The sequence below is a fragment of the Rhizobium sp. FKL33 genome (genome assembly GCF_005222915.1).
Lineage (GTDB): Bacteria > Pseudomonadota > Alphaproteobacteria > Rhizobiales > Rhizobiaceae > Rhizobium_E.
The window spans coordinates 102,382-128,752 of the sequence record NZ_STFX01000015.1 but is presented as its reverse complement, the minus strand read 5'-3'; the positions used below and the strand labels follow the sequence as shown (position 1 = coordinate 128,752).

General features: G+C 62.7%; 24 protein-coding genes. 9 read left to right on the top strand and 15 right to left on the bottom strand.

The genetic code is table 11. The features are described 5' to 3' along the window. Positions 1–88 precede the first annotated feature (88 nt). The 3 genes from rplT to E8Q41_RS09560 all read right to left on the bottom strand — a co-directional run bounded on the left by rplT (position 89) and on the right by E8Q41_RS09560 (position 1,859). The gene (rplT, locus tag E8Q41_RS09570) at positions 89–493 is read right to left on the bottom strand and encodes a 50S ribosomal protein L20 (RefSeq protein WP_137155307.1); all 405 of its coding nucleotides are present in this window, start codon (positions 491–493) and stop codon (positions 89–91) included. 41 nt (positions 494–534) lie between these two features. Next, entirely contained in the window at positions 535–738 is a 204-nt protein-coding gene (gene rpmI, locus E8Q41_RS09565) for a 50S ribosomal protein L35 (RefSeq protein ID WP_137155306.1), read from the bottom strand. Positions 739–893: 155 nt separating this feature from the next. Next, positions 894–1,859: a lysylphosphatidylglycerol synthase domain-containing protein gene (locus tag E8Q41_RS09560; protein WP_137155305.1), complete on the bottom strand. Its 966-nt coding sequence runs from the start codon at positions 1,857–1,859 to the stop codon at positions 894–896. Positions 1,860–1,951: 92 nt separating this feature from the next. Here E8Q41_RS09560 and E8Q41_RS09555 point away from each other — a divergent pair, with 92 nt between their 5' ends. From E8Q41_RS09555 to E8Q41_RS09530, 6 genes are all read left to right on the top strand, one after another. After that, positions 1,952–2,953, top strand: coding sequence for a glycosyltransferase family 2 protein (locus tag E8Q41_RS09555; protein WP_246660141.1), 1,002 nt, complete (start codon positions 1,952–1,954; stop codon positions 2,951–2,953). Beyond that, on the top strand, positions 2,953–4,458 hold the full coding sequence (locus E8Q41_RS09550; RefSeq protein ID WP_137155303.1) for a glycosyltransferase family 39 protein: 1,506 nt from the start codon (positions 2,953–2,955) through the stop codon (positions 4,456–4,458). The genes E8Q41_RS09555 and E8Q41_RS09550 overlap by 1 nt, the downstream gene beginning before the upstream one ends. A 165-nt stretch (positions 4,459–4,623) precedes the next feature. After that, positions 4,624–5,475 (top strand): metal ABC transporter substrate-binding protein, encoded by an 852-nt coding sequence (locus E8Q41_RS09545; RefSeq protein ID WP_246660146.1) that lies wholly within the window; start codon positions 4,624–4,626, stop codon positions 5,473–5,475. Then, entirely contained in the window at positions 5,472–6,365 is an 894-nt protein-coding gene (locus tag E8Q41_RS09540; protein ID WP_137155301.1) for a manganese/iron ABC transporter ATP-binding protein, read from the top strand. The genes E8Q41_RS09545 and E8Q41_RS09540 overlap by 4 nt, the downstream gene beginning before the upstream one ends. Next, on the top strand, positions 6,362–7,225 hold the full coding sequence (locus tag E8Q41_RS09535) for a metal ABC transporter permease (RefSeq protein WP_137155300.1): 864 nt from the start codon (positions 6,362–6,364) through the stop codon (positions 7,223–7,225). The genes E8Q41_RS09540 and E8Q41_RS09535 overlap by 4 nt, the downstream gene beginning before the upstream one ends. After that, entirely contained in the window at positions 7,222–8,082 is an 861-nt protein-coding gene (locus tag E8Q41_RS09530; RefSeq protein WP_137155299.1) for a metal ABC transporter permease, read from the top strand. Before E8Q41_RS09535 ends, E8Q41_RS09530 begins: the two co-directional genes overlap by 4 nt. 65 nt (positions 8,083–8,147) lie before the next feature. Here E8Q41_RS09530 and infC read toward each other — a convergent pair whose 3' ends face one another. Then, on the bottom strand, positions 8,148–8,684 hold the full coding sequence (gene infC / locus E8Q41_RS09525; RefSeq protein ID WP_137155298.1) for a translation initiation factor IF-3: 537 nt from the start codon (positions 8,682–8,684) through the stop codon (positions 8,148–8,150). A gap of 171 nt (positions 8,685–8,855) precedes the next feature. Here infC and E8Q41_RS09520 point away from each other — a divergent pair, with 171 nt between their 5' ends. Both E8Q41_RS09520 and E8Q41_RS09515 read left to right on the top strand, forming a co-directional pair. Continuing rightward, complete coding sequence (locus tag E8Q41_RS09520) at positions 8,856–9,647, top strand: alpha/beta hydrolase (protein ID WP_137155297.1); 792 nt, start codon at positions 8,856–8,858, stop codon at positions 9,645–9,647. 200 nt (positions 9,648–9,847) lie between these two features. Then, a complete protein-coding gene (locus E8Q41_RS09515; RefSeq protein WP_246660145.1) occupies positions 9,848–10,366 on the top strand; it encodes a transglutaminase-like cysteine peptidase in 519 nt (172 codons plus the stop codon). 95 nt (positions 10,367–10,461) lie between these two features. Here the strand turns inward: E8Q41_RS09515 and E8Q41_RS09510 are convergent, their stop codons facing one another. Both E8Q41_RS09510 and mbfA read right to left on the bottom strand, forming a co-directional pair. Continuing rightward, positions 10,462–11,226 carry a siderophore-interacting protein gene (locus E8Q41_RS09510; protein WP_137155295.1) on the bottom strand — a complete coding sequence of 255 codons (765 nt, stop codon included), beginning with the start codon at positions 11,224–11,226 and terminating at the stop codon, positions 10,462–10,464. A gap of 169 nt (positions 11,227–11,395) precedes the next feature. Further along, positions 11,396–12,379, bottom strand: coding sequence for an iron exporter MbfA (mbfA, locus tag E8Q41_RS09505; RefSeq protein ID WP_137155294.1), 984 nt, complete (start codon positions 12,377–12,379; stop codon positions 11,396–11,398). A gap of 109 nt (positions 12,380–12,488) precedes the next feature. Here mbfA and E8Q41_RS09500 point away from each other — a divergent pair, with 109 nt between their 5' ends. Beyond that, positions 12,489–13,892 (top strand): pyridoxal-dependent decarboxylase, encoded by a 1,404-nt coding sequence (locus tag E8Q41_RS09500; RefSeq protein WP_137155293.1) that lies wholly within the window; start codon positions 12,489–12,491, stop codon positions 13,890–13,892. Positions 13,893–13,895: 3 nt separating this feature from the next. Here the strand turns inward: E8Q41_RS09500 and E8Q41_RS09495 are convergent, their stop codons facing one another. From E8Q41_RS09495 to E8Q41_RS09455, 9 genes are all read right to left on the bottom strand, one after another. Beyond that, positions 13,896–15,092, bottom strand: coding sequence for a GGDEF domain-containing protein (locus E8Q41_RS09495; RefSeq protein ID WP_137155292.1), 1,197 nt, complete (start codon positions 15,090–15,092; stop codon positions 13,896–13,898). Between the two features lie 101 nt (positions 15,093–15,193). Then, the gene (lepA, locus tag E8Q41_RS09490; protein WP_137155291.1) at positions 15,194–17,026 is read right to left on the bottom strand and encodes a translation elongation factor 4; all 1,833 of its coding nucleotides are present in this window, start codon (positions 17,024–17,026) and stop codon (positions 15,194–15,196) included. Positions 17,027–17,153: 127 nt separating this feature from the next. Then, positions 17,154–19,544, bottom strand: a complete 2,391-nt coding sequence (locus tag E8Q41_RS09485; protein ID WP_170976427.1) for an aldehyde dehydrogenase family protein — start codon at positions 19,542–19,544, stop codon at positions 17,154–17,156. 17 nt (positions 19,545–19,561) lie between these two features. Then, positions 19,562–20,548 carry a deoxyribose-phosphate aldolase gene (gene deoC / locus E8Q41_RS09480; RefSeq protein ID WP_137155333.1) on the bottom strand — a complete coding sequence of 329 codons (987 nt, stop codon included), beginning with the start codon at positions 20,546–20,548 and terminating at the stop codon, positions 19,562–19,564. 83 nt (positions 20,549–20,631) lie between these two features. Next, on the bottom strand, positions 20,632–21,363 hold the full coding sequence (locus E8Q41_RS09475) for a DeoR/GlpR family DNA-binding transcription regulator (RefSeq protein WP_137155290.1): 732 nt from the start codon (positions 21,361–21,363) through the stop codon (positions 20,632–20,634). Positions 21,364–21,445: 82 nt separating this feature from the next. Continuing rightward, complete coding sequence (locus E8Q41_RS09470) at positions 21,446–22,210, bottom strand: aldolase/citrate lyase family protein (RefSeq protein ID WP_137155289.1); 765 nt, start codon at positions 22,208–22,210, stop codon at positions 21,446–21,448. A 17-nt stretch (positions 22,211–22,227) separates the two neighbouring features. Beyond that, complete coding sequence (locus tag E8Q41_RS09465; protein WP_170976426.1) at positions 22,228–23,436, bottom strand: FAD-dependent oxidoreductase; 1,209 nt, start codon at positions 23,434–23,436, stop codon at positions 22,228–22,230. A 117-nt stretch (positions 23,437–23,553) separates the two neighbouring features. After that, on the bottom strand, positions 23,554–25,233 hold the full coding sequence (locus tag E8Q41_RS09460; RefSeq protein ID WP_137155287.1) for a glycoside hydrolase family 3 N-terminal domain-containing protein: 1,680 nt from the start codon (positions 25,231–25,233) through the stop codon (positions 23,554–23,556). A gap of 55 nt (positions 25,234–25,288) precedes the next feature. Further along, positions 25,289–26,368, bottom strand: a complete 1,080-nt coding sequence (locus E8Q41_RS09455; RefSeq protein ID WP_137155286.1) for a DUF1513 domain-containing protein — start codon at positions 26,366–26,368, stop codon at positions 25,289–25,291. Positions 26,369–26,371 lie beyond the last annotated feature (3 nt).

Sequence of the window (26,371 nt, the reverse complement as noted above, 5' to 3'; positions counted from 1 at the left end):
CGGATGATATCAGGCGGACAAGAAAAACCCGCGCCAGCCGTGCCAGCGCGGGTTTCCCATAATTCCACAGTCTTGGGAAGCGCTGACCTTAACGGACGACGCTTTCAAACTCGTTGGCGGTGCCGGCGTCCTTCAGGTAGCCGAGAGCCTTCTTGGAGGCTTCGACGAGCGCGCCGAAGGCTTCAGCCTGGGTGATCGCCATGTTGGACAGGACCTTGCGGTCGACTTCGATGCCAGCCTTGTTGAGGCCGTCGATGAAGCGGCCATAGGTCAGGCCGTGCTCGCGGACAGCGGCGTTGATGCGCTGGATCCACAGAGCGCGGAAATTGCGCTTCTTGGCCTTGCGGTCGCGCGTGGCGTACTGCATCGAGCGATCGACGGCAGCCTTGGCGGCGCGGATGGTGTTCTTGCGACGGCCGTAAAAGCCCTTGGCGGCCTTCAGAACCTTCTTGTGCTTGGCGTGGGCGGTAACGCCTCTCTTTACACGTGCCATGTCATGATCTCCTTAGTGTTCTTTTTCGCGGCTTCTTAGTCTCAGAGACCATTCGGCAGGTAGTTCTTGATCACCTTGCGGCCATCGGGTTCAGCCAGAACCATGGTGCCGCGGGCGTCGCGAATGAACTTGTTGGAACGCTTGATCATGCCGTGGCGCTTGCCGGCGGCGGCGGCCTTGACCTTGCCGGTCGCGGTGATCTTGAACCGCTTCTTGGCGGCAGACTTCGTCTTCATCTTGGGCATTTTGCTACTCCATTGTTCTGGTTTTTGTGAAACCGGCTGATGAGGCCCGTTTCAAGCGTAAAGAACGGCCACGGCATGCCCTGCCGGACCGTTCGGACGGGCGGCTTATACAGTCAGTCCGACAAAAGCGCAACCGGCTGGAAACGGAATCTTTCTCAGCCCTCGGAAGACCTTTTGCGGGAGGACAGCGGCAAGGCCAGAGCGGTCGCCGCCAAAGCCGAGACGACGATCAGCAGATGGCCGTTGACCGCCGCCTGCAGCAGATCCGAAAAGCCCGCACCGGATCTCGCCGCGCCGAAAGCGACAGCGCCCGCCGCGATGCCTGCGGGATAGGTGCCGACGCCGGCGGGGGCGTGGAACGGCAGCACGGAGGAGAGTTCGCCGCCGACCGCGCCGCCGAATGCAGCCGCGAGCGGCGCAACGCCCATCATCGACAGCGACAGGCCCAAGGCCGCGACCTTGATCAGCCAGTTGAGGACCGTCAGCGCCCAGGCGAGCAAAAAAGCCGGCAGATGCGCGGGCAGTCCGTCCGCCACTTGGGCAAGCTTGTCCGCCAATCTCTTGGGAGCGCGGCTCTGCAGCCAGCCGACCAGACGCCGACTGATCGGGAAAAACAGAAGCGGCAGAAGCAGAAACACCGTCCAGAGGGCCCAGGCGAGGAAAGAAAACCCGGCCTTGGCCACAAGCGCCAGCCCCGCGGCCAGCGTCAGCGCATGCAGGTCGAGCAGCCGGAGAACAACGAGCGCGGAGGCGCCGCGCATGACCGGCAGGCCGAACTCCGCGCGCATCAGCACCGGGAAGGAAACCTCGCCGCTGCGAAAGGGCAGCATGATATTGAGGAGATTGTGGATCTGCGTGAGGCGGTAGAGCTGTAGAAAGGAGCCTCTGGACAGGTCGGGAAAATAGCTGGCCATTCGATGCGTGCGGATGAACTGCGTGCCGACCAGCGCGAGGATGGAGGCGAGGATGGTCGGCGCGCCGATGTCGGCCCAGTTGGCGAGCACGACGCTCCAGCCGAAATAGACCTGAATGAAGACCGCGTAGGCCAGCACGCAGGCGCCGGCGATGAGCGCCACGCCGTGTCTGGACCATCCGGCCCCTCGTCTGGCATCGTCAGCCATGCGCAATCCATCGAAGTCGGGCGGTTGCGCCCTCCGGGCCGCTGATATAACAGAGGCGCCAGCAAAGCCAGACCCAATCGGAGCGTTCCATCGTGCTCAATGCCGCAGCCACCCAGACCCCGATCGAGGCCCAGCCCGAGATCGAGCTGTCGGTCGTCATCCCCGTCTATAACGAGGAAGACAATATCGCACCGATGATCGACCGCGTCCTCTTCGGTCTCAAGGACTTCAACAAAGCCTGGGAGCTGATCCTGGTCGACGACGGCAGCACCGACGGCACGCTCACGAACGCCCGCAAGGCGCTGGGACGCGACGGCCTGACGCTGAAGATCGTCGAATTGCAGCGCAATTTCGGCCAGGCCTCGGCGCTGCAGGCCGGCATCGACGCCTCGCGCGGACGACTGATCGCCACGCTCGACGGCGACCTGCAGAACGACCCCGTCGACATTCCCATGATGATCGACATGCTGGAAGCGCGCGATCTCGACCTGCTGTCGGGCTGGCGCAAGAGCCGCCAGGACGGGCTGGTGCTGCGCAAGATCCCTTCCTGGTGCGCCAATTACCTGATCGGCAAGATCACCGGCGTGAAGATCCATGACTACGGCTGCTCGCTGAAGATCTATCGCTCCAAGATCCTCAAGCAGGTTCGCATCATCGGCGGCATGCACCGCTTCATTCCAGCCTGGGTCGCCAGCGTGGCGCCGCATTCGCGCATCGGCGAAGTCGTGGTCAATCACCACGCCCGCCAGTTCGGCCAGTCCAAATACGGCATTTCCCGCACCTTCCGGGTGATCCTCGATCTGCTCGCCGTCTTGTTCTTCATGCGCTTCCGCGCCCGGCCCGGCCATTTCTTCGGTTCGATCGGGCTCGCTTTCGGCGGATTGAGCTTCCTGATCTTCGCCTATCTCGCTTTCGTGAAATTCGCGCTCGGCGAAGATATCGGCACGCGGCCGCTGCTGCTGATCGCCGTGATGCTGTTCATGGGCTCGGTTCAGGCGATCACCACCGGCATTCTCGCGGAATTCATGGCGCGCTCCAACACAGGGACGCAGCATTACGCCGTCCGTGAGATTTTCGGCTCGGACAAAGTCTGATGCTCGACTGGCTGGAGCGCCGTTTCAGCCATCTGGTCCTGCTCTTCGCGGGCTATTTTCTCGTCAATGCCGCGGTCCGGCTGATGCTTCCGGCTTCGCTGGAGCTCGACGAGGCGCAGCAAATGTTCTTCAGCCAATGGCTGGCGGCGGGCTATGACAGCCAGCCGCCGCTCTATAACTGGCTGCAATATGGCGTCTTCGCCCTGATCGGGCCGTCCGTGCTGGCGCTGACGCTCACCAAGAACGCGCTGCTCTTTCTCACCTATCTCTTCTATGCGCTGACGGCCCGGCGGCTCATTGCGAACCCGATCCTGGTTGTCGTCGCCACGCTTGGTCTCCTCACCATTCCGCAGATCGGCTTCGAGGCGCAGCGCGATCTGACGCATACGGTAGCGGTGCTGTTTTCCTCGAGCCTGTTCATCTTTGCGCTGACGCGGACGGTCGAGAAGCCCGACTGGATCGGCTATGCGCTGACCGGCGTCGCGATCGGCTGCGGGGCGCTGTCCAAATACAATTTCACGCTGATGCCCGTGGCGACCATGCTGGTGATGCTGACGGACCGGGACATGCGCCGCCGGGTGCTGGATGCAAGACTTCTCTTCACCATCGGCATCGCGCTGATGATTGTCGCGCCGCATGCGCTCTGGCTCAAGGACAATCTCGGTCTGGCGACCGAGCGCACCATGGGCAAGATGATGGCGGAGGCCGGAGAACCCTGGTTGAGCCAGGTGGCCGAGGGCCTGGCCTCGCTGGTCGGCGCCGTTATCGGCTTCAGCGCCGTCACCCTGCTTCTCTTCTTTGCCGCCTTCAGGATGAGCTTGTGGCGGGCGATGGACGCATCGTCGGATTGGGCGCGGTTCATGGAAAAGCTGTTCGCAGCCTTCCTGCTGCTGATCGCGGCGCTGGTACTGTTTGCCGGCGCGGAGAACATCAAGGATCGCTGGCTGACGCCCCTGCTCTTCCTGCTGCCGCTCTATCTTGCGCTCAAGCTGGACAAGAGCGCCCTCCTGGATCGCGCAGGCGCGCGCCGGATGGTTCTGATCGGGCTCGCCATCATGGCGCTGATCCCCACCGCGCTCGGCCTGCGCATCCCGATCCTCGGCGCTCTCGGCGCCTATGAGAAACTCAACGTGCCCTATGAGGCGGCGAGCGCAGCAATCCTCGGGACGTCAACTCAACGGCCGGCGCTGATCGTGACCAATGACCAGCAGCTCGCCGGCAATCTGCGCTTCGACATCAAGGGCGTTCCCGTCGTCATGCCCGGCTTTTCCGCCTTTGCCGCCCAAGAGGTCGCCGCGCCGAAGGGCCCGGTGTTGATGGTCTGGCGCAACAGAGGAAAGGCCGATCCTGCCCTCCCGGAGGAACTGGCGACGTGGCGCGCAAGCCAGCCATTGCTGGCGCCCTTGCCCTTCTCGCCCCGGCAGGCCGCGACGCCGTTCCTCTACGGCCGCGCTGACGACCGCTACCACATCGGCTACGCCTGGTTCACGCCCGCCTCCCCCTGAACTCCGCCAAGACGCAGGGCTCCGCCGCAAAAGCGCCTTTTTCTCGCTTCCTTATTGCGAATAAGTTGCAATAGCAGAAAACTGTGTCATCCTCCGATGACGCAAGAGAGCTGGAGATCCCTCGTGACGATCAAGCGCATGCTGTTTTCCGCGGCCGTTTTCTCCATGGCGATGTTGTTCGCCGCCGCGCCCGCGAATGCAAAATTCAAGGCGGTGACCAGTTTCACCGTCATCGCCGACATGGCCCGCAATGTCGCAGGCGATGCTGCGGATGTGGAATCCATCACCAAGCCCGGCGCGGAAATCCATAATTACCAGCCGACGCCCGGCGACATCGTCAAGGCCCAGGGCGCCAATCTGATCCTGTGGAACGGGCTCAATCTCGAACGCTGGTTCGAGAAATTCTTCCAGACGCTGAACGGCGTGCCGAGCGTCGTCGTCTCCGACGGCGTCGAGCCGATGGGCATCACGGACGGCCCCTATCAGGGCAAACCCAATCCGCATGCCTGGATGTCGCCCGACGCCGCCCTGGTTTATGTCGACAATATCCGCGACGCCTTCGTCAAATACGATCCCGCCAATGCCGAGACCTATAAGCGCAACGCCGAGGCCTATAAGGCCCGCATCAAGGCCGAGATCCAGCCGATCCGCGACGAGATCGCCAAAATCCCTGAGGACAAACGCTGGCTCGTCACCAGCGAAGGCGCCTTCTCCTATCTGGCGCGGGATTTCGGGCTCAAGACGCTCTATCTCTGGCCGATCAACGCCGATCAGCAGGGCACGCCGCGTCAGGTCAGGACCGTGATCGATGCGATGCGCGCCAACAAGATCGACGTGATCTTCTCCGAAAGCACGATTTCCGACAAGCCGGCCAAACAGGTGGCCCGAGAAACCGGCGCCCGCTATGGCGGCGTGCTCTATGTGGACTCGCTCAGCGATCCCGACGGCCCGGTGCCGACCTATATCGACCTGATCAAGACGACGGCGTCGACCATCGCCAAGGGGCTGTCCGAATGAACATGCAGGCGCGGCAGGACATCCAGGCGTCATCTGCCGATAGTCCCGGCATCGACGTGGCGCATGTGTCCGTCACCTATCGCAACGGCCATACGGCATTGAAAGACGCCAGTTTCTCGATCGGCACGGGCACGATCACCGCGCTGGTGGGCGTCAACGGCAGCGGAAAATCCACGCTCTTCAAGGCAATCATGGGTTTCGTGCGCGCGAGCACAGGCTCGATCCGCGTTCTCGGCCTGCCGGTGGCGGACGCCCTCAAGCGCAATCTCGTCGCTTATGTGCCGCAAGCCGAAGAGGTCGACTGGAACTTCCCGGTGCTGGTCGAGGACGTGGTGATGATGGGCCGTTACGGCCATATGAATTTCCTGCGCATGGCGACCAAGCGCGATCGGGACGCGGTGGACGCGGCGCTCGCCCGCGTCGGCATGAGCGATTACCGCAAGCGGCAGATCGGCGAATTGTCGGGCGGCCAGAAGAAGCGCGTGTTCCTCGCCCGCGCCCTTGCCCAGGATGGCCGCGTCATCCTGCTCGACGAGCCCTTTACCGGCGTCGACGTCACCACCGAAGAAGCTATCGTCACCCTGCTCAAGGAGTTGCGCGCCGAAGGCCGGGTGATGCTGGTCTCCACCCACAATCTCGGATCGGTCCCTGATTTCTGCGACCAGACGGTGCTGCTCAAACGCACCGTGCTCGCTTATGGGCCCACGGAGACGGTCTTTACCCGGGAAAATCTCGAAAAGACCTTCGGCGGCGTGCTCCGGCATATGGCGCTCGGGCTGGAGACGGCAGAACAGGGCCATGCCGTAGGCGTGATCACAGATGACGAGCGCCCATTCGTGCTCTACCACCCCCGCAAGCCGGAAACGCCTGATGAAGGTGGCGGCATATGACCGAGCTATTGCTGGAACCCTTCAATTATCGATACATGATCGACGCGATGTGGGTCAGCGCCATGGTCGGCGCGGTCTGCGCCTTTCTCTCGGCCTATCTGATGCTCAAGGGCTGGTCGCTGATCGGCGACGCGCTGTCCCACTCCATCGTTCCCGGCGTGGCTGGCGCCTATATGCTCGGCCTGCCCTTTTCGATCGGCGCCTTCTTCGCTGGCGGCCTTGCGGCCGGCGCGATGCTGTTTCTCAATCAGCGCACCCGACTCAAGGAAGACACGGTGATCGGGCTGATCTTCACCGGCTTTTTCGGGCTCGGCCTGTTCATGGTGTCGCTGTCGCCGACCGCGGTGGACATCCAGACCATCGTGCTCGGCAACATCCTCGCCATCACGCCGGAAGACACGCTGCAGCTCGCCGTCATCGGCTTCATTTCGCTCGCGGTTCTCTTGCTGAAGTGGAAGGATTTGATGGTGGTGTTCTTCGACGAGAACCACGCCCGCTCCATCGGCCTCAATCCCTCCAGGCTGAAACTGATCTTCTTCACGCTTTTGTCGGCCTCGACTGTGGCGGCGCTGCAGACCGTGGGCGCGTTTCTGGTGATCGCCTTGGTCGTGACGCCGGGCGCGACCGCATATCTGCTCACCGACCGCTTTCCCCGGCTGATCGGCATCAGCGTGGCGATCGGCTCGCTGACCAGCCTGATCGGCGCCTATATCTCCTATTTCCTCGATGGCGCCACCGGCGGGGTGATCGTCGTGCTGCAAACGCTGATCTTCCTGATCGCCTTCGTCTTCGCGCCGAAGCACGGCTTGCTGGCGGCGCGGATCCGGGCGCGGTCGGCGCTTACGGAGGACGCGGCATGAGCGAGATCCTCGTCTATGCGCTCTGGCCGCTGCAATTCGAGTTCCTGCGGCTTGCCTTGATCATCGGCGTGCTGGTCGCCATTCCCTGCGCCATGCTCTCCTGTTTTCTGGTGCTGAAGGGTTGGTCGCTGATGGGCGACGCCGTCTCGCATTCGGTGCTGCCGGGCGTGGTGCTCGCCTATATCCTCAAGCTGCCGCTGGCCATTGGCGCCTTTACGGCCGGCATGGGGGCGGCGCTACTCACGGGCTATCTCAAGGACAACAGCCGCATCAAGCAGGACACGGTGATGGGCGTGGTGTTCTCCGGCATGTTCGCGAGCGGCATCGTGCTCTACACCAAGATTCAGTCCGACGTGCATCTCGACCATATCCTGTTCGGCGACATGCTGGGCGTAGGCTGGCCCGATATTCTTGAGACCGGCGTGATCGCCGTCATCGTGACGCTCATTCTGGCGCTCAAGTGGAAGGACTTCCTGCTGCACGCCTTCGATCCCGCCCAGGCGAAGGCCAGCGGATTGCCGGTCGGCCTGTTGCATTACGGCCTACTCGCCATCCTTTCGCTGACGATCGTCGGGGCGCTCAAGGCGGTCGGCATCATTCTCGCCATCGCCATGCTGATCGCACCCGGCGCCATCGCCTATCTGCTGGCGCGGCGCTTTTCAGCCATGCTGATCATCGCGATTGCGGCGGCAGTGATTTCCACGCTGTCAGGGGTGTATCTGTCCTTCATGATCGACAGCGCGCCGGCCCCGACCATCGTGCTGATCATGAGCGGAGTGTTCATCCTCGCCTTCCTGAAAACCAGCATCGCCCAGCGGCGCGCCGATCGCCTCGCCGAAGGGTCCGCCGACATCTGACCGGAATACAAAAAAGCCGCCGAATCCTGTCCGGCGGCTTTTCGAGACTGTAACGGTCGGCGTCCTTATTTCGGCGCCAGCACCATCATCATCTGACGTCCTTCGAGCTTCGGCTCGGCTTCCACCTTGGCGATCGCCTGGGTGTCGTCGCGGACCTGATGCAGAAGCTTCATGCCGAGCTCCATATGCGCCATTTCGCGGCCGCGGAACTTCAGCGTCACCTTAACCTTATCGCCCTCTTCGAAGAAGCGCTGGATCGCGCGCATCTTCACCTCATAGTCATGGGTGTCGATGTTCGGACGCATCTTGATCTCTTTGATCTCGATGATCTTCTGCTTCTTGCGCGCTTCGGCGGCCTTTTTCTGGGTCGCGTATTTGAGCTTGCCGAGGTCGAGAATCTTGCAGACGGGCGGCTCGTTGTTGGGAGAGATCTCAACCAGGTCCAGTCCAGCCTCTTCCGCAAGCGCGAGCGCCTGGTCGGTCGGCACCACGCCACGGTTCTGCCCTTCGGCGTCGATCAACTGCACACGGGGGACCCGGATTTCACGGTTGGCGCGCGGGCCGTCTCTGGTGGGGCCTTCCGCCTTAAAAGGTCTGCGAATGGTCGTATTCTCCTGAGTGATTTACAAGTGTGGCACTATCTGCCATCAGCGGTCGCTGAAAGCAATCGCCAAATCGGCTGAGGGGTTGCTCCATAGCATGATTTTTCTGAGAAATCACCCCCTCCGACGCGGTCGATTATACGCGCTTGCAGCAATAGCGGAGGATGGGCGATGAGTGACGAACGCCAGCGACAGAGCCACGAAATCACCATAGCGGGCCGCCGCCTGGCTGCGGTCTTCACGCCGGGAAGCGCCGGCAAGGATCTGACCGTGGTCTGGCTCGGCGGCTATCGCTCCGACATGACGGGCACCAAGGCGGTGGCGCTCGAAGCCCATATGGATGCGCTTGGCCCGGCCTTTCTGCGTTTCGACTATACCGGCCACGGCGCCTCCAGCGGCCACTATACGGACGGAACCATCTCGATCTGGCTCGAAGACGCGATCGCCGTCCTCGACGGCCTTGCGCCAAAGGGACGATTGCTGCTGGTCGGCAGCTCCATGGGCGGCTGGATCGCCTTCCGCCTCGCGCAGGCGCTGCGCCAGCGCGGCGAGGCCGAGCGACTGGCGGGCATGGTGCTGATCGCGCCCGCGCCCGATTTCACCAGCGAACTCATCGAACCCAATCTCACCGACGCGGAACGCGCAGCCTTGGCGGAGAAAGGCTATTTCGAGGAGCCTTCGGGCTATTCCGAGGAGCCCAACCGCTTCACCGCCGCCCTCATCGAGGATGGCAGGGCGAACCGGGTCATGACCGGGCTCATCGAAACCGGCTGCCGGGTGCACATCCTTCAGGGCATGAAGGATCCGGATGTGCCCTATCAGCATGCGCTGAAGATCATGGAGCGCATTGTCGCCGACGATGCGATCCTCACTCTGATCCATGACGGCGATCACAGGTTGTCGCGGCCCGAAGACATCGAGCGGATGCTCGCGGCTGTGTCACACATGTCACAAAAGGGTTAAAATCAGCCACCGACGTTAACCACGTTGAACAAACGACATGGTTAACGGTTCCTTAAGAATTGACTCGCGCGGTCGAATTCCCGTTTACTCCCTGTTAACGAAGACAGGGGCGCATGATGGCGGGACTTCTGACAAAGCTGGCGATGGCTGCCTTGGCGCTTGCCGCCGCACATGGCGCGGCGAATGCCGCGTCGCGCTTCATGCAGGTCGGCGCCGTGACGTCGCAGCCGATCGGCCATTACGAATTCTGCCAGTCCCACCGCAGCGAATGCGCAGTCAAGTCGCCGAGCTCTGTGGCGCCTAAGGTCACGGAATTCGGCTGGAAGGTCGTCTCCGAGATCAATGCCGAGGTCAACAGCACCATCGAGCCGGTGACCGACGCCGAGCTTTACGGTCGCGACGAAGTCTGGGCCTATCCGACCACCGCGGGCGATTGCGAAGACTTCGCACTGCTGAAGCGCAAGCTTCTGATGGAACGCGGCTTCTCGCCGGCCGATCTCCTGATGACCGTGGTGCGCAAGCCCGACGGCGAAGGTCACGCCGTCCTGACGCTCCGCACGTCGGAAGGCGACTATGTGCTCGACAATCTCGAGCCCGATGTGAAGCTGTGGTCGGACACGCATTACCGCTTTCTTAAGCGTCAGGCGTCGTTCGACACGGGCCGCTGGGTCACGATCGAGAATTCCGACGAAGTGCTGGTCGGCGCCGTCGAACAATAATCACCGTTTCTGCTCGCGCAGATTTGGCGTCGCCTGAAAGGGCGGCGCTTTTTTCATTGCCGGCGATCTATCGCCGGCAATGCTTTCCGAGGATATCAATCGAGCTTTTCATGCGCGTCCGCCTGGCCGAGCAGCCAGTAGCCGGACGCCTTGATCCAGGCGAGCGGATAGCCCACCGTTCCGACGAGATGGCTTCGGACAGCGCGGGCGACGGAGGCTTCGGCGGCGATCCAGACATAGGTTCCGGGCGCGATCGTCACGTCCTGAAGGACGCCCAGAATTCTCTGCGCGCTCGCCGCATCCTCCGCCGGGCGATGGACCCAGTTCAGGGAAACCGTCGCTTCGGTTTCGAATGTCTGTTGTTCCTCGGGACCCGTCACCGCGGCATAAACGATGATGTCGACATCCGATCCGGCTTCCTCGATCCGGCGACCGATGGCCGGAAGCGCGGTTTCGTCGCCGATCAGCAGGAAGCGTTTGATGTCGGACGACAGAACGAGCGAACCGCGCGGACCGCCCACGGTCAGCGGATCTCCCGGCGCGGCCGAGAGCGCCCAGGCGGTGGCGGGGCCAGCCTCGTGGAGCGCAAAATCAAGAACCAGTTCGCAAGTCGCCCGATCGAAGCGCCGAGGGGTGTAGTCGCGCATCTGCGGCTGGCCGTCGGAGCCGGTGATGAACACCTTGACGTGATCATCCGGCGAGGCGCTCGGAAAATCCGCGAGATCGGGACCGGTGAGCGTGATGCGCAGCATATTCGGCGTCACGCGTTCGACGGAGGAAACCGTCAACTCCCGGCGCTTCAAATCGTGACGCACGCGTTCGGCGGGAGGAGCATCCGGGAAAGTGGTTTGCGATGCCATGTCTGTCCTTTCGGTACAAAAAGGACCTTAGACGCGCCAGCGCGCAAATCCGCCAGACGTGTCCCGCGGTCCTTTGCGCGTTGAGTGACGTTAACGCTTACGTGGCGACGGCGCCGCCAGATGACAAAGTGGACATAGTGCATCCACTTTGTATCGGCAAGATCATTCGTCAGGCGTTTCCGATCAAAATGCCGGCCGCCAGCACCAGCCCCCCGCCCAGCACGACCTGCAGGACGGCTCGGAAGAAGGGCGTCTCCATATAACGGTTCTGGATGAAGGCGATCGCCCAGAGCTCGACGAACACCACGGCAATGGCGATCGCGGTCGCCGTGGCGAAATGCGGAATGAGATAGGGCAGCGCATGGCCCAGCCCGCCGAGCGCCGTCATGACGCCCGAGGCGAGACCGCGCTTCCACGGCGATCCGCGACCCGAGATGACCCCGTCATCATGCGCGGCTTCCGTAAATCCCATGGAAATGCCGGCGCCGACGGAGGCGGACAGGCCGACAAGGAAAGTCTGGGTAGTGTCCCCGGTCGCAAAGGCGGCGGCGAAGATCGGGGCGAGCGTCGAGACCGAACCGTCCATCAGGCCGGCGAGACCGGGCTGCACCCAGGTCAGCACGAATTGCCTGTGCGCCGTTTCTTCCTCCTCTTCCCTCGCGTCTTCGGAGAGATGGGTTTCGCCGAGACGACGGGCGAGGCTTTCATGCGATTTTTCAGCGAGTGCGAGGTCGCCCAGGAGTTTGCGGGTTTCGGCGTCCGTGGCGCGGGCCGCAGCTTCGAGATAGAAGCGGTGGGCGGAGATTTCCATGGCCTCGGCCTGACGGCGCGCCTCGGCGATCGGCAGTTGTGCGATCAGCCAGTCCGGCTTGCGTTCGGGAAACTCCCGCACATGCTCGCGCCGCACCAGCGGAATGCGCGGGCCGAAACGCGCCACATGCCGGTCGATCAGTAATTGACGATGATGGCTCTCTTCCTCCGCCATTTCCTCGAACACCTTGGCGGAATGCGGATAGTCCTGCCGGAGCGCATCGGCATAGGCGAGATAGATGCGGCCGTCATCCTCCTCGTTGGAAATGGCGAGCGCCAGCACTTCCTGCTCCGAGAGTGAGGCCAGGGGACGTTTGCGGGAACGGAAGAACGAGTTGAGCATAACCACCTCTTTAGAATTATTCTAATCTATAGCCCATTGTGAGGCTGGTCAATCCGTGGCGCGGGCTCGTGAATGCGGCTATAGAGCGCGGAGGACGAAGGAGGATGAGATGAACAGTGAGGATTTCAAACAATGGTCGCGCAAGGCTGCCGACTGGGGCGCAGACTATCGGGAAAGCCTGCGCGACCGCCCCGTGCGGGCGCAGACAAGCCCCGGAGCCATCGCCGCCGAGATCGCGCCATCGCCGCCGGAGACTGGCGAGGCCATGGAAGCGATCTTCGCCGATTTCGAGCGGGTGATCCTCCCCGGAATGACGCATTGGCAGCATCCGCGCTTCTTCGCCTATTTCCCGGCCAATGCTGCCCCTGTGTCGGTCGTCGCGGAATATCTGGTCTCCGCCATGGCGGCGCAATGCATGCTCTGGCAGACCTCGCCCGCCGCCACAGAACTCGAGACCCGCGTGATCGACTGGATGCGCCAGGCGCTCGGGCTGCCGGAGGGCTTTTCCGGCGTCATCCAGGATTCCGCCTCCTCTGCGACGCTCGCGGCGGTCTTGACCATGCGCGAGCGTGCGCTCGGCTGGACCGGCAATACGAAGGGCCTTTCCGGTCAAAAAGCCGTGCGGATCTATGCCTCCAGCCAGGTTCACACATCCATCGACCGGGCTATCTGGATTTCGGGCGTGGGCGAGGAAAACCTCGTGCGCATTCCGGTCACGGGTCCGTTGCACGGCATGGATCCGGCAGCGCTCGAAGCGCGGATCCTCGAAGACAAGGCCGCCGGCCTGCTGCCGGCGGGGATCATCGCCTGCACCGGCGGCACCTCGATCGGGGCCTGCGACCCCATCGCGGAGGTGGCGGAGATCGCCCGCAAGCATGATCTCTATCTGCATGTCGACGCCGCCTGGGCGGGATCGGCGATGATCTGCCCCGATTATCGCATGCTATGGACAGGCATCGAGACGGCTGATTCCATCGTCTTCAATCCGCATAAATGGCTCGGCGCGCAGTTCGACTGCTCGATCCAGTTCCTGCGCCGACCGGAGGAGCAGGTGCGCACGCTGGCCATCCAGCCGGAATATCTGAAAACCCATGGCGCCGACGGCATCGTCAATTATTCCGAATGGACCGTGCCGCTCGGCCGGCGTTTCCGGGCGCTGAAACTGTGGTTCCTGCTTCGACATTACGGCCTGTCGGGCCTGCGCGCGGTCATCGTCAATCACGTGACCTGGGCGGAAAAGCTGGCGCGTCGACTGGCGGCCGAACAGGATTTCGAACTGGTGACGGAGCCGATCCTGTCGCTGTTCTCCTTCCGACACAGAGGCGGGGAAGATCCCGATGCGCATAACATCGCATTGGTCAACGCCATCAACGCCGATGGCCGGATCTATCTCACCCAGACGCGTGTCGCGGGCCGGATCGCCATCCGCTTCCAGGCCGGCAGTTTCGACACGACCGAAGCCGATATCGACATGGCCTTCGACGTGATCACGGAGATGGCCCGCGCGCTTTGAGGCTCAGCCCGCCAGCCGCAATTGATCCTGCGCTTGCGGTTCGGGCCTGCGGAAGGCGGCCATGTTTCGACCGCCGCGCTTTGCGTCGTAAAGAGCTGCGTCGGCGGCTCTGACAAGATCGTCGAGGCTGAACAAGCCGCTCTGCGCGGACGACACGCCCAGGCTTGCGGTGACGACGCCGCCTTCGGCCAGTCCGTGATGGGGGACGGCCGACGCCTCGATGACCTGCCGAAGCTGTTCGGCCACCATCTGCGCGGTATTCCCATCGCATCCGGGCAGAAGGATAAGGATTTCCTCCCCGCCGTAACGAAAGGCGGCCCCCAATTCGCGGATCTCTTCCGCCACGCAGGCGCTCACCTGCCTGATGCAGGCGTCGCCTTCGACATGACCGTGCACATCGTTATAGAGCTTGAAATGGTCGATATCGAGCATGATGACGGAAACGGCTGTGCTTGCCGGCCGCTCCCATACGGATTTTGCGATGCGGCTCAGGGACCGCCTGTTGTAGAGTCCGGTCAATTCGTCCCGCTCGGACTGGTGCCTCAGTTCCGCCTGCAGCAGTTCGCCGCGCAAACGGTTGAGGAAATTCAGCCGGTCCTTGCGCTCCATGAAATAGGCGCTGAGCGCCAGGAAAATCGCCAGGGTGACGAAAAAGGTGATCACGCCGGAAAAGGCGACCGCATCCAGCGAACCATTCATCTGAATCAACGTGAAATGCACCGTGCAGAGCGTCGCGAGACCGATGACGATGGCGGGAAATCGCGGCTGAAGCGCGATCACGAAGAACAGGAGCGTGGCGATATTGCCGTTCTGGTAGACGAAGAAATGCGGGCTTTGGCTCGGAACGCTCGCCGCCATCGGCAGGAAGCCGCCGAGAACGCAGACCGAGATCGCCAGCAGATCATAATTGAGCGCCGTGGGCCGCCGACGCACCAGCCAGACGGCGATGAAGGCGTAGGGCGTGAATATGCAGAAGCGCACGAAAGCGAGTTGCGGAAAGACGTCATGCATCATCGTGACGTCGCCGAAATAGACCAGATCGTAAATGAAGGTTCCGACCAGAGCCCAGAACATGGCCAGCTTGATGCGGGCTTCGGCGAATTCGCGCCCGTAAGAACGCTCCAGAGCGTCCGCAAAGCGCAACCAGCGGAAGCCGCCGGCCAGTTCATGATCGATCTGATCCAGTGTCGCGACGGTCATCGTCGAGTCCCCAAGTTGTGGAGCTTACTCAACGCAACGTAATGTCAAATCTTAAAGAGAACCTAAATTTGTTCAGGTTCTCAAAGCTTTAATTTTGTGACTTACTCGTCGCTCATGCGCAGGGCGGCGATGAAGGCTTCCTGCGGAATTTCCACCTTGCCGAACTGGCGCATGCGCTTCTTGCCTTCCTTCTGCTTGTCGAGCAGCTTGCGCTTACGGGTGGCGTCGCCGCCGTAGCACTTCGCCGTCACGTCTTTGCGAAGTGCGGAAATGGTCTCGCGGGCGATGACATTGCCGCCGATGGCCGCCTGGATCGGAATCTTGAACATGTGCTTGGGGATCAGCTCCTTGAGCTTTTCGCACATGTCGCGACCGCGCTTTTCCGCCGCCGAGCGGTGAACCAGCATCGAGAGCGCGTCGACCGGCTCGCCGTTGACGAGGATCGACATCTTGACGAGATTGCCGGGCTGGTAATCGGTCAGGTGATAGTCGAACGAGGCGTAGCCCTTGGAGATGGACTTCAGGCGGTCATAGAAATCGAACACGACTTCGTTGAGCGGCAGGTCATAGGTGACCATGGCGCGGGAGCCGGCATAAGTGAGTTCGACCTGGATGCCGCGACGATCCTGGCAGAGCTTCAACACCGAGCCGAGATAATCGTCCGGCGTCATGATGGTGGCGCGGATCCAGGGCTCGCGGATTTCCTTGATCTTGACGACGTCGGGCATGTCGGCCGGATTGTGCAGCTCGATCTCGGAGCCGTCGGTCATCGACATCTGATAGACGACCGACGGCGCGGTGGCGATCAGGTCGAGATTGAATTCGCGCTCGAGACGCTCCTGGATGATTTCGAGATGCAGCAGGCCGAGGAAGCCGCAGCGGAAGCCGAAGCCGAGCGCAGCGGAGCTTTCCATTTCGAAGGAGAAAGACGCGTCGTTGAGGCGCAGCTTGCCCATGGCGGCGCGCAGATCCTCGAAATCGGCGGCGTCGACCGGGAACAGACCACAGAACACCACCGGCTGGGCCGGCTTGAAGCCCGGCAGCGCCTCGGCGGTGGGCTTGCGATCATCGGTGATGGTGTCGCCGACGCGGGTGTCGGCCACTTCCTTGATCGAGGCGGTGATGAAGCCAACCTCGCCCGGGCCGAGTTCGTCGACATTGACCATTTTCGGGGTCAGTACGCCAATGCGCTCGACGGTGTATTTGGCGTCGGTGCCCATCATACGGATGAGCTGGCCCTTCTTCATCACGCCGTCGATGATCCGGACAAGCACCATGACGCCGAGATAGGTGTCGTACCAGCTGTCGACCAGCATGGCCTTGAGCGGAGCCTTGTCGTCGCCGATCTTGGGCGCCGGCAGGCGATTGACGATCGCTTCCAGCACGTCGGGAATGCCGAGGCCCGTCTTGGCCGAGATCATCACCGCGTCGGAGGCGTCGAGACCGATGACGTCCTCGATCTGCTGCTTGATGCGCTCGGGTTCGGCCGCGGGCAGGTCGACCTTGTTGAGCACCGGAACGATTTCGTGATTGGCGTCGAGCGCCTGATAGACGTTCGCCAGCGTCTGGGCTTCGACGCCCTGGGAGGCGTCCACCACCAAGAGCGAACCTTCGCAGGCGGCGAGCGACCGGCTGACTTCATAGGCGAAGTCGACATGGCCGGGAGTGTCCATGAGGTTCAGCACATAGGTTTCGCCATTGTTGGCCTTGTAGTGCAGACGCACCGTCTGGGCCTTGATGGTGATGCCGCGTTCCTTTTCGATGTCCATATTGTCGAGCACCTGCTCGGACATCTCGCGCGCTGCAAGGCCGCCACAGGTCTGGATCAGACGGTCGGCCAGCGTCGATTTGCCGTGGTCGATATGGGCCACGATCGAGAAATTGCGGATATGGGAAAGGGGCGTGCGATTTTCTGTGCTCATGGGCGAGCGCATACAATGGAACGCCTAAAAATGTAAAGGTTCTTGCCGCCGAAAGGCTGCAATTCCGGCCCTTGCGGGGCAGGAAACGACAAAGCCCCCGCTCTTTCGAACGGAGGCTTCATTGGAGAGAAGGCGCGGTTTATTCGCCGTAGGGGATCCAGACATTCTTGATGTCGGTCGCCTTGCGCAGGAAGAGCGGGCCTTCCGATTGCGCCGGATCCATCCAGTCGATCGCCTTGCCGTAATCGGTGAAGACGCGTTTGAGATTGCCGGCGGAGGCCTTCTCGGCCATGGCGGCGAGCGCGGGCGAGCCGAAGGCCCAGAGCGCGTCGACATCATTATGGGTCGCCAGAGCCTTGCCGAGCTCCATGGCCGAGCCGGTGACGATATTGACGACGCCGGCGGGCACATCCGAGGTTTCGAGCACGGAGTAGAAGTCCGTCGCCGACAGCGGATGAACTTCGCTGGGAACGGCCACAACGCGATTGCCGACGGCGATCAGCGGCGCAACCAGCGAGATGAAGCTGAGAAGCGGAGCTTCCGGCGGGCAGATGACGCCCGTCACGCCTTGCGGCTCCGGCAGGGCCAGCGCCACGCCGCGCAGCGGCGGCGTGTGAATGAGGCCCTCATATTTGTCGGCCCAGGCGCCATAGGTGAAGAGACGCGAGATCGACGCCTCGACTTCGGCCTTGGCGGAGGCCGCGCTGCGGCCGGTTTGGGCGGCAATGCGGGCGGCGAACTCGTCCTCGCGGGCCGAGAGATTTTCGGCGATGTAGTAGAGGATCTGCGCGCGGTTATGCGCCGTAGCCGAGGACCAGCCGGAGGCGGCCTGCGCAGCGGCGACCGCATTGCGGATGTCCTTGCGATTGCCCTCGCCGACTTCGCCCACGACCTTGCCCTTGGGCGAAAGGATGGGACGGTTGTAATTGCCGTCAGGACGCGCCTGCTTGCCGCCGATGAACAATTTGGCGGTGCGGTCGATCACGGGTGCGGCGAAATCGCCCTGCGTCGTCTTGAGCGCCGGGGTCGTTGTATCGGGCCGGAGCTTGGCGTTGGCCCAGGCCTTGGGCTTTAGATATTCATAGGCGCCTTCGCGACCGCCTTCGCGGCCAAAGCCCGATTCCTTCTTGCCGCCGAAGCCGGCGGAGGCGTCGAACATATTGGTGGCGTTGACCCAGACCACACCGGCCGAGAGTTTCGCCGCGACATTGAGCGCGAGCCCGATCGTTTCACTCCAGACGCTGGCGGCGAGACCGTAGCGGGAATGGTTGGCGAGCTGCAGAGCCTCATCCGGGGTGCGGAAGGTCATGGACACCGCCACCGGTCCGAAGATCTCTTCGGTGGCGACGATCGAAGTCGGCTGCACATTGGCGATCAGCGTCGGGCGGAAGAAGCTGCCGCCAACGGGAAGTTCGCAATCGGACTGGTAGAGCGTGCCGCCCTCCTCGACGCCCTGCTTCACCAGCTTTTCGATGCGCGCCAGCTGAACGGGAGCGACGATGGCCGCCATGTCGATGCATTTGTCGAGCGGCTGGCCGACGCGCAACGTCTGCAGGCGACGATTGAGCTTGGCATGGAACCGATCCGCCACGCCTTCCTGCACCAGAATGCGCGAGCCGGCGCAGCAAACCTGGCCCTGATTGAACCAGATGGCGTCAACCACGCCTTCCACCGCGCCGTCGAGATCGGCGTCGTCGAAGACGATGAAGGGCGACTTGCCGCCGAGTTCCAGCGTCAGCGACTTGCCGGAGCCGGCGGTGCGCTCGCGGATGACGCGGCCCACGTCGGTCGAGCCGGTGAAGGCGATCTTGTCGACGCCCTGATGTTCGACGATCAGCGCGCCGGTGTCACCCTCGCCGGTCACCACATTGAGGACGCCGGCGGGAAGGCCCGCGGCGGCGGCGAGTTCGGCAAACAACAGCGCGGTCAGCGAGGTGAATTCAGCGGGCTTCAGCACCACGGTGTTGCCGAGCGCCAGAGCGGGCGCCACCTTCCAGGCCAGCATCAGGAAGGGAAAATTCCAGGGAATGATCTGGCCGATGACGCCGATGGGCTGCTGATCGGCGAATTCGCTGTCCTGCAGCTGCGCCCAGCCGGCGTGGTGGTAGAAATGACGGGCGGCGAGCGGCACATCGATGTCGCGGGTTTCGCGCACAGGCTTGCCATTGTCGATCGCCTCGACCACAGCGATCAGGCGGGCGTGGCGCTGGATCATCCGCGCCAGCGCATAGAGATGGCGGGCGCGCTGATGACCCGGCAGCTTGGCCCAGGCGATCTGCGCCTTGCGGGCGGCGGCGACTGCGGCGTCGACATCGGCAACCTCGCCATGGGCGAGGGTCGCGAGTTTGGCGCCAGTGGAGGGCTCGAAGGTGTCGAATATGCGGCCCGAGCCGGACGCCCGGAATTCGCCATTGATGAAATGACCAAACGTTGCGCCATGGCGCTTCAGCCAGGCGCGGGCTTCGGTGTCGGCTTCGGGGGCGGGACCGTAGGACATGTCGTCGAAATAATCTGAAACGGATTTGCTCATGGAAGTCGGCTCCTCGATCAACCGATCGGATGTCTGACGAAGGCGGAATAGGCGCCGGTGACGTGATGTTCGAGCTGGCGCTCGATATCGGCGAGCAGGCTGGAGGCGCCGATGCGGAACAGATCCGGCTCCAGCCATTCGCGGCCCAGCTCCTCCTTCATCAGGAACTGGTAGTTCAGCACATCCTTGGCGGCGGAAATGCCGCCGGCGGGCTTGTAGCCGACCTTGTAGCCGGTGCGCTCATAATAATCGCGGATGGTGCGGATCATGGTCAGCGTCACCAGAAGCGTGGCGTTGACGCCTTCCTTGCCGGTGGAGGTCTTGATGAAATCGGCGCCGGCCATCATGCAGACGATCGAGGCGCGGGCGACGTTGCGCAGCGTCTTGAGATCGCCGGTCGCCAGGATCGCCTTGACATGGGCGTCGCCGCAGGCAGCGCGATAGTCCTGCATTTCGCGATAGAGCGCTTCCCAATTGCCGGTCAGGACATGTTCGCGGGTGATGACGATGTCGATTTCCTTGGCGCCGTCGGCGACCGAGGCTTCGATTTCCTTGACCTTGGTCTCATGCGGCGACAGACCGGCGGGGAAGCCTGTGGAGACGGCGGCGACCGGAATGCCCGTGCCTTCCAGCGCCTCGACGGCGGTCGCCACGAAGCGATGATAGACGCAAACGGCGCCGGTGGTGATGCGACGGTCGCCCATGCCGATCGCGTCCAAGAGATCCTGGCGCACCGGATTGGCGGCCTTGGCGCAGAGACGGCGCACGCGGCCGGCGGTGTCGTCGCCGTTCAGCGTCGTCAGGTCGATGCAGGTCAGCGCTTTCAGAAGCCAGGCAGCCTGCGCCTCCTTCTTGACCGTGCGGCGGCCCGGCAGGCTCGCCACCCGCCGTTCGCCGGCCGAAAGATTGACCCGCTGGTCCATGACCCAGCCGAGATCGAGCTCCATGCCCGGATTTCTCGGCCAGCCATGATTGGCGGCATGGGCCTGAGCGGCCTTGTCCATTGTTGCAGTCTCCACCAGAGCCTCCCGGCAAGATGTTATCTTTTTTACATTCTGTGTTACTTTCACACCAAAATGCGATTTGGTCAAGCGCCATTCTCTTCCGGCGCGTAGAGACCGCTTTCGGTATAGATCGCATCGAAAGCGTCGGACGGCGCGAAGAAGGCCGGCCGGATGCGGCCGAGCTTGCTGTCGTCGAGAATGAGGATGCTGCGTGCGGCGACCGCCATCGCCTTCTTCTTGATCTCGGCTTCGTGGAAATGCTCGCAGGTCGCGCCCCGGCCCTCCTCGAGGCCGGCGGCCGAGAGAAAGGCGACGTTGAGTCCAAGCTCATCCAGCGTTTGCAGCGCTGCGGGACCGGAGAAGGACGCGGAGGCGGGATGGTAGACGCCGCCCAGCATGATCAGCCTGACATTGGGCTTGCGCGCCAGCCGTTCGGCGATGTTGAGCGCGTAGCAGCAGACCGTGAGCGGCCTATCTTCCGGCAGGAGATCGGCGAGATGCATCATGGTGCTGCCGCAATCGATGAACAGCGTGTCCTCGGCGCGGATATGCGGCAGCGCCTGGGCGGAGGCGCGCTCCTTGGCAGAGGCGTGGCGGTCGCTGGCCGAGGCCAGTTCATAAGGCTGCTCCGGCTCCACCGCCTGGGCCGGCATGATGTGGCCGCCGATAAAGGCGAAACGCCCGGTTTCGGCGGCGATATCGCGGCGGATGGTCATTTCAGACACATCCAAGGCGCGGGCGGCATCCTTCAGATGCACGATCCCCCGCTCCGAAATCATCGCCGTCAACCGGTCGAGCCTGTCCTGTTTTTTCATGCTGCACCTCTTCGAGAGGAAAATGGCGCATGTTTCACAGGATGGTCAACAGAAATGTGAACAATGTCACATTTGTTGACGCTTATTCGTAGAGCGCCTTGAGATCGCGCAGCGCCTTGATCAGCACGGCGGCGTCGGCGCCGACCGCGATGAAGTTGACGCCCATGTCGCGATAGCGTTTGGCGTGGACGGGATCGGGCATATAGATGCCCGTGGCCTTGCCATGGCTCTGGATGCGGCGGATGGCGTCCTCGATCGCGGCCTCGACTTCCGGCGCATGATAATTGCCGGGATGGCCCATATCGGCGGCGAGATCGGAGGGGCCGATGAAGACGCAGTCGACGCCATCGGTCGCGGCAATATCATCCAGCGCTGCAAGCCCGGCCCGGCTTTCGACCTGCAGCATCAGGCAGATCTGGTCTGCTGCCGTCGGCATATAGTTGGGGATGGAATTGAACATCGAGGCGCGAGCGATGCTGGCGCCGACGCCGCGGATGCCCTCGGGCGCATAGCGCACCGCCTTCACCATCAATGCGGCCTGGGCGCCGCTCTCGATCATCGGCAACAGCAGCGATTGCACGCCGATATCGAGATATTGCTTGATGAGATGGACATCGGCGCTGGGCGGTCGGGCGACGACCGAGGACGCCGAGCCCTTGAGCGCCTGCAACTGCGTCATGATCGAGCGCAGATCGTTGGGCGCATGCTCGCCGTCGATCAGCACCCAGTCGAAACCGATCGTGCCGGCGAGTTCCGACGTGTAGTTGTTGGCGAGCGCCAGCCAGATGCCGGTGGTCTTGTCGCCTGCGGCAAGCCGTTGCTTGAGGCGGTTTTCAGGCGCGGACATGAATTTGCTCCGATGCGTCAGAGAAGGGATTTAAGGGCGAAGCCGGCGTCGGCGACCTGTTCGGGCGTCAGCGCCTTGCCGCCTTCGAGAATGCGCCGGGCGACCATATAGGTTGCGCCGTCATTGAGGCAGTCGGCGGCGAGGAAACGGCCTTCCCGAAAATAGAAATGTGATTTCGCGCCCTCGCGCGCGCCTGGCCGGGTGACGACCTGATCATAGCCGGTGTTGAGGCCGGCGATCTGCAGCTTGAGTTCGAACTGATCGGACCAGAACCACGGCGTCGGGCTGTAGTCGACGCTGTCGCCCAGCATGTTGCGTGCGGCGACCAGGCCCATGTCATTGGCGTTCTGCACCGATTCGAGCCGGATATGGTGACCGCCATAAGGGAAACTCGCGCAATCGCCAATAGCGAAGATCTCGGGGTCGCTGGTGCGCAGTTCACGGTCCACCACGACGCCATTCGCGATCGAAAGGCCCGCCTGATCGGCGAGCGCCACATCCGGCGTCACGCCGATGCCGGTGACAATGAAATCCGCCGCGATCACCGATCCGTCCGAAAGCTCGACGCCTGTCGCGCGGCCGCCTTCCTCGACGATCTGCTTGAGCGCGGCGTTCTCGAAGATCCTGACGCCATGGGCATGATGCAGCGCGCGGACATCTTCTGCGGTCTCGGCGCAAGCGACGCGCTTTAAGATGCGGTCGGCGGCTTCGATCACGATGACGACAGCGCCCTTCTTGGAGGCTTCTGAGGCGGCCTCGAGGCCGATATAACCGCCGCCGATCACCACCAGCCGCGCGCCATCCTTCATCTGGTCCATCAGCGCATGCGCGTCGCCGAGATCGCGCATCACATGCACATTCGGCAGATGGCCGCCGATTTCCTCGGGCAGACGGCGCGGACGCGCGCCGGTGGCGATCAGCAGCCGGTCATAGGGCAACGCCTCGCCATCGGCGAGATGCACGATCTTCTCGGCGCGATCGATGCGATCGGCGAAGACGCCGCGCTTCAGGCCAATCCGGTTCGTTGCATACCAGTCTTCAGGCCGCAGCAGGATCTGCTCGAACGTCGATTTGCCGGACATATAAGCCTTGGAGAGCGGCGGGCGCTGATAGGGCAATTCCCGATCGCTGGAGATGATGACGATCTCCGCCTCGGCGGACAGTTTTCGAAGCTCGGCCGCAGCCGAAAGCGCGGCATGGCTGCCGCCGATAATCACTGTCTTCATTGTCCCGTCCTCCATCACCGATCGCGACGCATAGCGGATGGTTCAACATGATTTCGGGTTCCGGGGCAAGCCGCGCTCCCGCCAGCGACGGCTTGCCGTCCGTTTTGGCCACGACGCTCAGTAATGCGCGTCCTCCAGCCCGCAAAAAGCGTCGACCGGGCTGGTGCGGTTGAAAGCCGCGCGCCCCATCATGCAATCGACCACGGCGCGCTGCACCGGATCCATGCTGGAATAGGCGTTGATCAGGGCCGGAACGCGCGGCGCGTCATAAAGATAGTAGGGATGACCGAAGGAGATGATGGCGGTCGGCAGATGCGTCCAGGTCCGGTGCATGGCGCGGTAGAGATTGCCGCCAGCGAGCTTTCTCCAGTCGAGGAAGATATGGCCCCGGATCAACAGCGACTCCTCCGCCAGCGCATAGAGCACGAGATCGTAGTCACCGCCGGTGGGCTTGATGTCGGGCCGATCGATCGTCACCTCGAACCCCTCCTGCCGGAGAAGTTCGGGCAGGATCAGTGGCGGCGTTTCCGGCATCAAGGGATGAACGATGCCGCCATCGACAAGCAGGATGCGCTTGTGCGTCTCCACTGATAGCGGAAAGAGCGACTGGACGTCCTTCACCAGGGTCGGAGACCGGGAGATGTAGGTCTGTGCGACCTCGACATTATCCGGCTTGGCGAAGGCGGCCTTCGCCGTCTCGACCGGCGGGAAGACGTCGGACTTTTCGAACAGGCCGAGCTTGGCCTTGAGCCCCAGCATGCGGCAAACGGCGTCCTGCAATCGCGTTTGGCTGATCTGTCCCGAAATCACCGCCTCCTTCACCGCCGCCATGTCGCGCTCTGGATCGTCGGAAAACAGGATCACGTCGCAGCCCGAGGCGATGATCTCCGGCTTGGTGATGCGATCCTGGCCCCAGGCGCTCAAGCCGCCCATGCTGGTGGCGTCGGATACGATCAGTCCATTGAAGCCGAGTTCGTCGCGCAGCAGGGTCTGGTTGAGAAGCGGCGAAACGGAAGCGGGACGGAACGCTTCGAGACCGGCGTCCGGCATTTTCGAGCGAACATAGGCTGGAAAGGCGATATGGGCGCTCATGACCGACAAGACGCCCTCGTCGAACATGCGGCGATAAAGACGGCCGAAGCTTGCCTGCCATTCATCGAGGCTGAGCGGATTGATGGTGGTGACGAGATGCTGGTCGCGATCATCGAAACCTTCGCCCGGCCAATGCTTGACCGTGGCGGCGACGCCGTTTGCCTGCAATCCCTGGATATGGGCAAGCGCGTGGCGTTCGATCCGGTCGACATCCGACCCATAAGATCGCGTGCCGACGATTGCCGAACGGAACGCGGCGTTGATGTCGATCACCGGCGTGAACGACCAGGTCACGCCGAGCGCCCGCGCCTCCGTCGCCAGGATCTCGGCCGATTTGCGGGTCGCCTCGACATCGTCGACGGCGGCGAGACCCAACTGGCCCAGCACCGGCGTGCCGAAGGAAAACGAGTATCGGCTGCCTTCGAGATCGGCGGTGATGATCAGAGGCGCGGCGACCGCCTCGTTCATTTCGGTCAGCACTCTCCGCTCATAGTCGAAATCCGGCGTGAAGAAGCGCGTGACGCCTCCGGGCTTGAGGGCGCGGATGCGGGCGAACTCCTCCTCGTTGCGCCCCATCATGATCAGCACGAAAATTTGACCCACGCGCTCTTGCAGCGTCAGGCCGTCATAAGTTTTGCGCACCCAATCGACCGCCCGGTCATCGAGGCTGAACGGCGGCTTTCGCAAATTTTCGTAGATGGACATTGGACCTCCCTAAACCAAGCATCTGCTTGGCTTAACTTGATCCGAGATCGGCCTGCTAGGCAAGCCGGGTAATGTGATTGTCCCAGGCGAGGTCGGTCTTTTGCGCCTCGAACCAGCCGGTTTCGGTCGAGCGGATGAACGTCGCCTGCTCGGCCGCCAGGCCACAGACGCCGCCGATCTTTTCCTGGAGGACAAGGCTATGCGATTTTACGTCGAACGCCGCCCATTGTCCGCCTTTCGGCGAAGAGACGGCCACCAGTCCGGCGTCGAGATTGACCATCACCGAGCCGATGTAATTGTCGAAGCCGCGTAGAACCTCTTCCGGCATGTCGAGGAAACGCAGGTCCTCGCCACGCTTGAAGCTGCCGAGAAGCTGCGGATAATCCGTCTTGGGACCCTCATATTGGCATCCGAACCAGACGCGGCCGGAGGCGTCGATATCCATATGCCGGGTCGACAATTGGCGGATCTCGGCCGGGAGATCGTGTTTCTCCACAAGTCGGCCGTCGCTCAGGTCGATGATGACCAGAGACGGCTCCATGTGATCGAGATTGAGCTTGGCGCGGCCCATCGACGGATGCTGCTTGATACCGCCATTGGCGATGGCTAGATACCGTCCGCCCTCAAGGATCTGGATATCGTGGGTGTCCATGCCATGGGCAGAAAATTCGCCGATCTTCGTCCAGCCGGCCCTGATGTCGTAAACGCCGATCTTGCCGGCGTAATTGTCGAAGTCGTTTTCGGCGACATAGAGCCTTTGGCCATCCGGCGAGAAGGCGCCGTGCCCGAAGAAATGCCTGTCCTCGGCAGCCTGGATGAGTTTGAGCGGCGCGCCCGTGGCGGTGTCGATCACCAGCGCAAACGTCCCCGGACGCCGGGCGAAGGCCACAGCGCGGCCGTTAAGCGGATCGAAGCTGACGTCATGACCGCGATCGGGCAACGCGACCCGGCCGATTTCGCCGCCGTCTTCCGCCAGTAACGCCACGCCATAGGCGCCGCCCGCATCCATGAAAGCGCTGGCGAAGACGGCAGGGCTGGCGGCGAGAACGTCATGACCGCGCGCCGACAAACCGCTGACGAACAACATGCCGGCCGCCTTGAGAAAGGTCCGCCGCTCGATCAGCAGGCTCCGCATGGG

Excerpts from the sequence above, each read along its gene's own strand:
- E8Q41_RS09465 (WP_170976426.1), bottom strand. The coding sequence starts at position 23,436 with ATGAAGACAGTGATTATCGGCGGCAGCCATGCCGCGCTTTCGGCTGCG.
- E8Q41_RS09460 (WP_137155287.1), bottom strand. The coding sequence starts at position 25,233 with ATGTCCATCTACGAAAATTTGCGAAAGCCGCCGTTCAGCCTCGATGAC.
- E8Q41_RS09500 (WP_137155293.1), top strand. The coding sequence starts at position 12,489 with ATGAACAGTGAGGATTTCAAACAATGGTCGCGCAAGGCTGCCGACTGG.
- mbfA (WP_137155294.1), bottom strand. The coding sequence starts at position 12,379 with ATGCTCAACTCGTTCTTCCGTTCCCGCAAACGTCCCCTGGCCTCACTC.
- E8Q41_RS09485 (WP_170976427.1), bottom strand. The coding sequence starts at position 19,544 with ATGAGCAAATCCGTTTCAGATTATTTCGACGACATGTCCTACGGTCCC.
- E8Q41_RS09455 (WP_137155286.1), bottom strand. The coding sequence starts at position 26,368 with ATGCGGAGCCTGCTGATCGAGCGGCGGACCTTTCTCAAGGCGGCCGGC.
- lepA (WP_137155291.1), bottom strand. The coding sequence starts at position 17,026 with ATGCGCTCGCCCATGAGCACAGAAAATCGCACGCCCCTTTCCCATATC.
- rplT (WP_137155307.1), bottom strand. The coding sequence starts at position 493 with ATGGCACGTGTAAAGAGAGGCGTTACCGCCCACGCCAAGCACAAGAAG.
- E8Q41_RS09545 (WP_246660146.1), top strand. The coding sequence starts at position 4,624 with ATGGCGATGTTGTTCGCCGCCGCGCCCGCGAATGCAAAATTCAAGGCG.
- E8Q41_RS09560 (WP_137155305.1), bottom strand. The coding sequence starts at position 1,859 with ATGGCTGACGATGCCAGACGAGGGGCCGGATGGTCCAGACACGGCGTG.
- E8Q41_RS09510 (WP_137155295.1), bottom strand. The coding sequence starts at position 11,226 with ATGGCATCGCAAACCACTTTCCCGGATGCTCCTCCCGCCGAACGCGTG.
- rpmI (WP_137155306.1), bottom strand. The coding sequence starts at position 738 with ATGCCCAAGATGAAGACGAAGTCTGCCGCCAAGAAGCGGTTCAAGATC.
- E8Q41_RS09550 (WP_137155303.1), top strand. The coding sequence starts at position 2,953 with ATGCTCGACTGGCTGGAGCGCCGTTTCAGCCATCTGGTCCTGCTCTTC.
- E8Q41_RS09495 (WP_137155292.1), bottom strand. The coding sequence starts at position 15,092 with ATGACCGTCGCGACACTGGATCAGATCGATCATGAACTGGCCGGCGGC.
- E8Q41_RS09530 (WP_137155299.1), top strand. The coding sequence starts at position 7,222 with ATGAGCGAGATCCTCGTCTATGCGCTCTGGCCGCTGCAATTCGAGTTC.
- E8Q41_RS09470 (WP_137155289.1), bottom strand. The coding sequence starts at position 22,210 with ATGTCCGCGCCTGAAAACCGCCTCAAGCAACGGCTTGCCGCAGGCGAC.
- E8Q41_RS09515 (WP_246660145.1), top strand. The coding sequence starts at position 9,848 with ATGCAGGTCGGCGCCGTGACGTCGCAGCCGATCGGCCATTACGAATTC.
- E8Q41_RS09475 (WP_137155290.1), bottom strand. The coding sequence starts at position 21,363 with ATGAAAAAACAGGACAGGCTCGACCGGTTGACGGCGATGATTTCGGAG.
- deoC (WP_137155333.1), bottom strand. The coding sequence starts at position 20,548 with ATGGACAAGGCCGCTCAGGCCCATGCCGCCAATCATGGCTGGCCGAGA.
- E8Q41_RS09535 (WP_137155300.1), top strand. The coding sequence starts at position 6,362 with ATGACCGAGCTATTGCTGGAACCCTTCAATTATCGATACATGATCGAC.
- E8Q41_RS09540 (WP_137155301.1), top strand. The coding sequence starts at position 5,472 with ATGAACATGCAGGCGCGGCAGGACATCCAGGCGTCATCTGCCGATAGT.
- E8Q41_RS09520 (WP_137155297.1), top strand. The coding sequence starts at position 8,856 with ATGAGTGACGAACGCCAGCGACAGAGCCACGAAATCACCATAGCGGGC.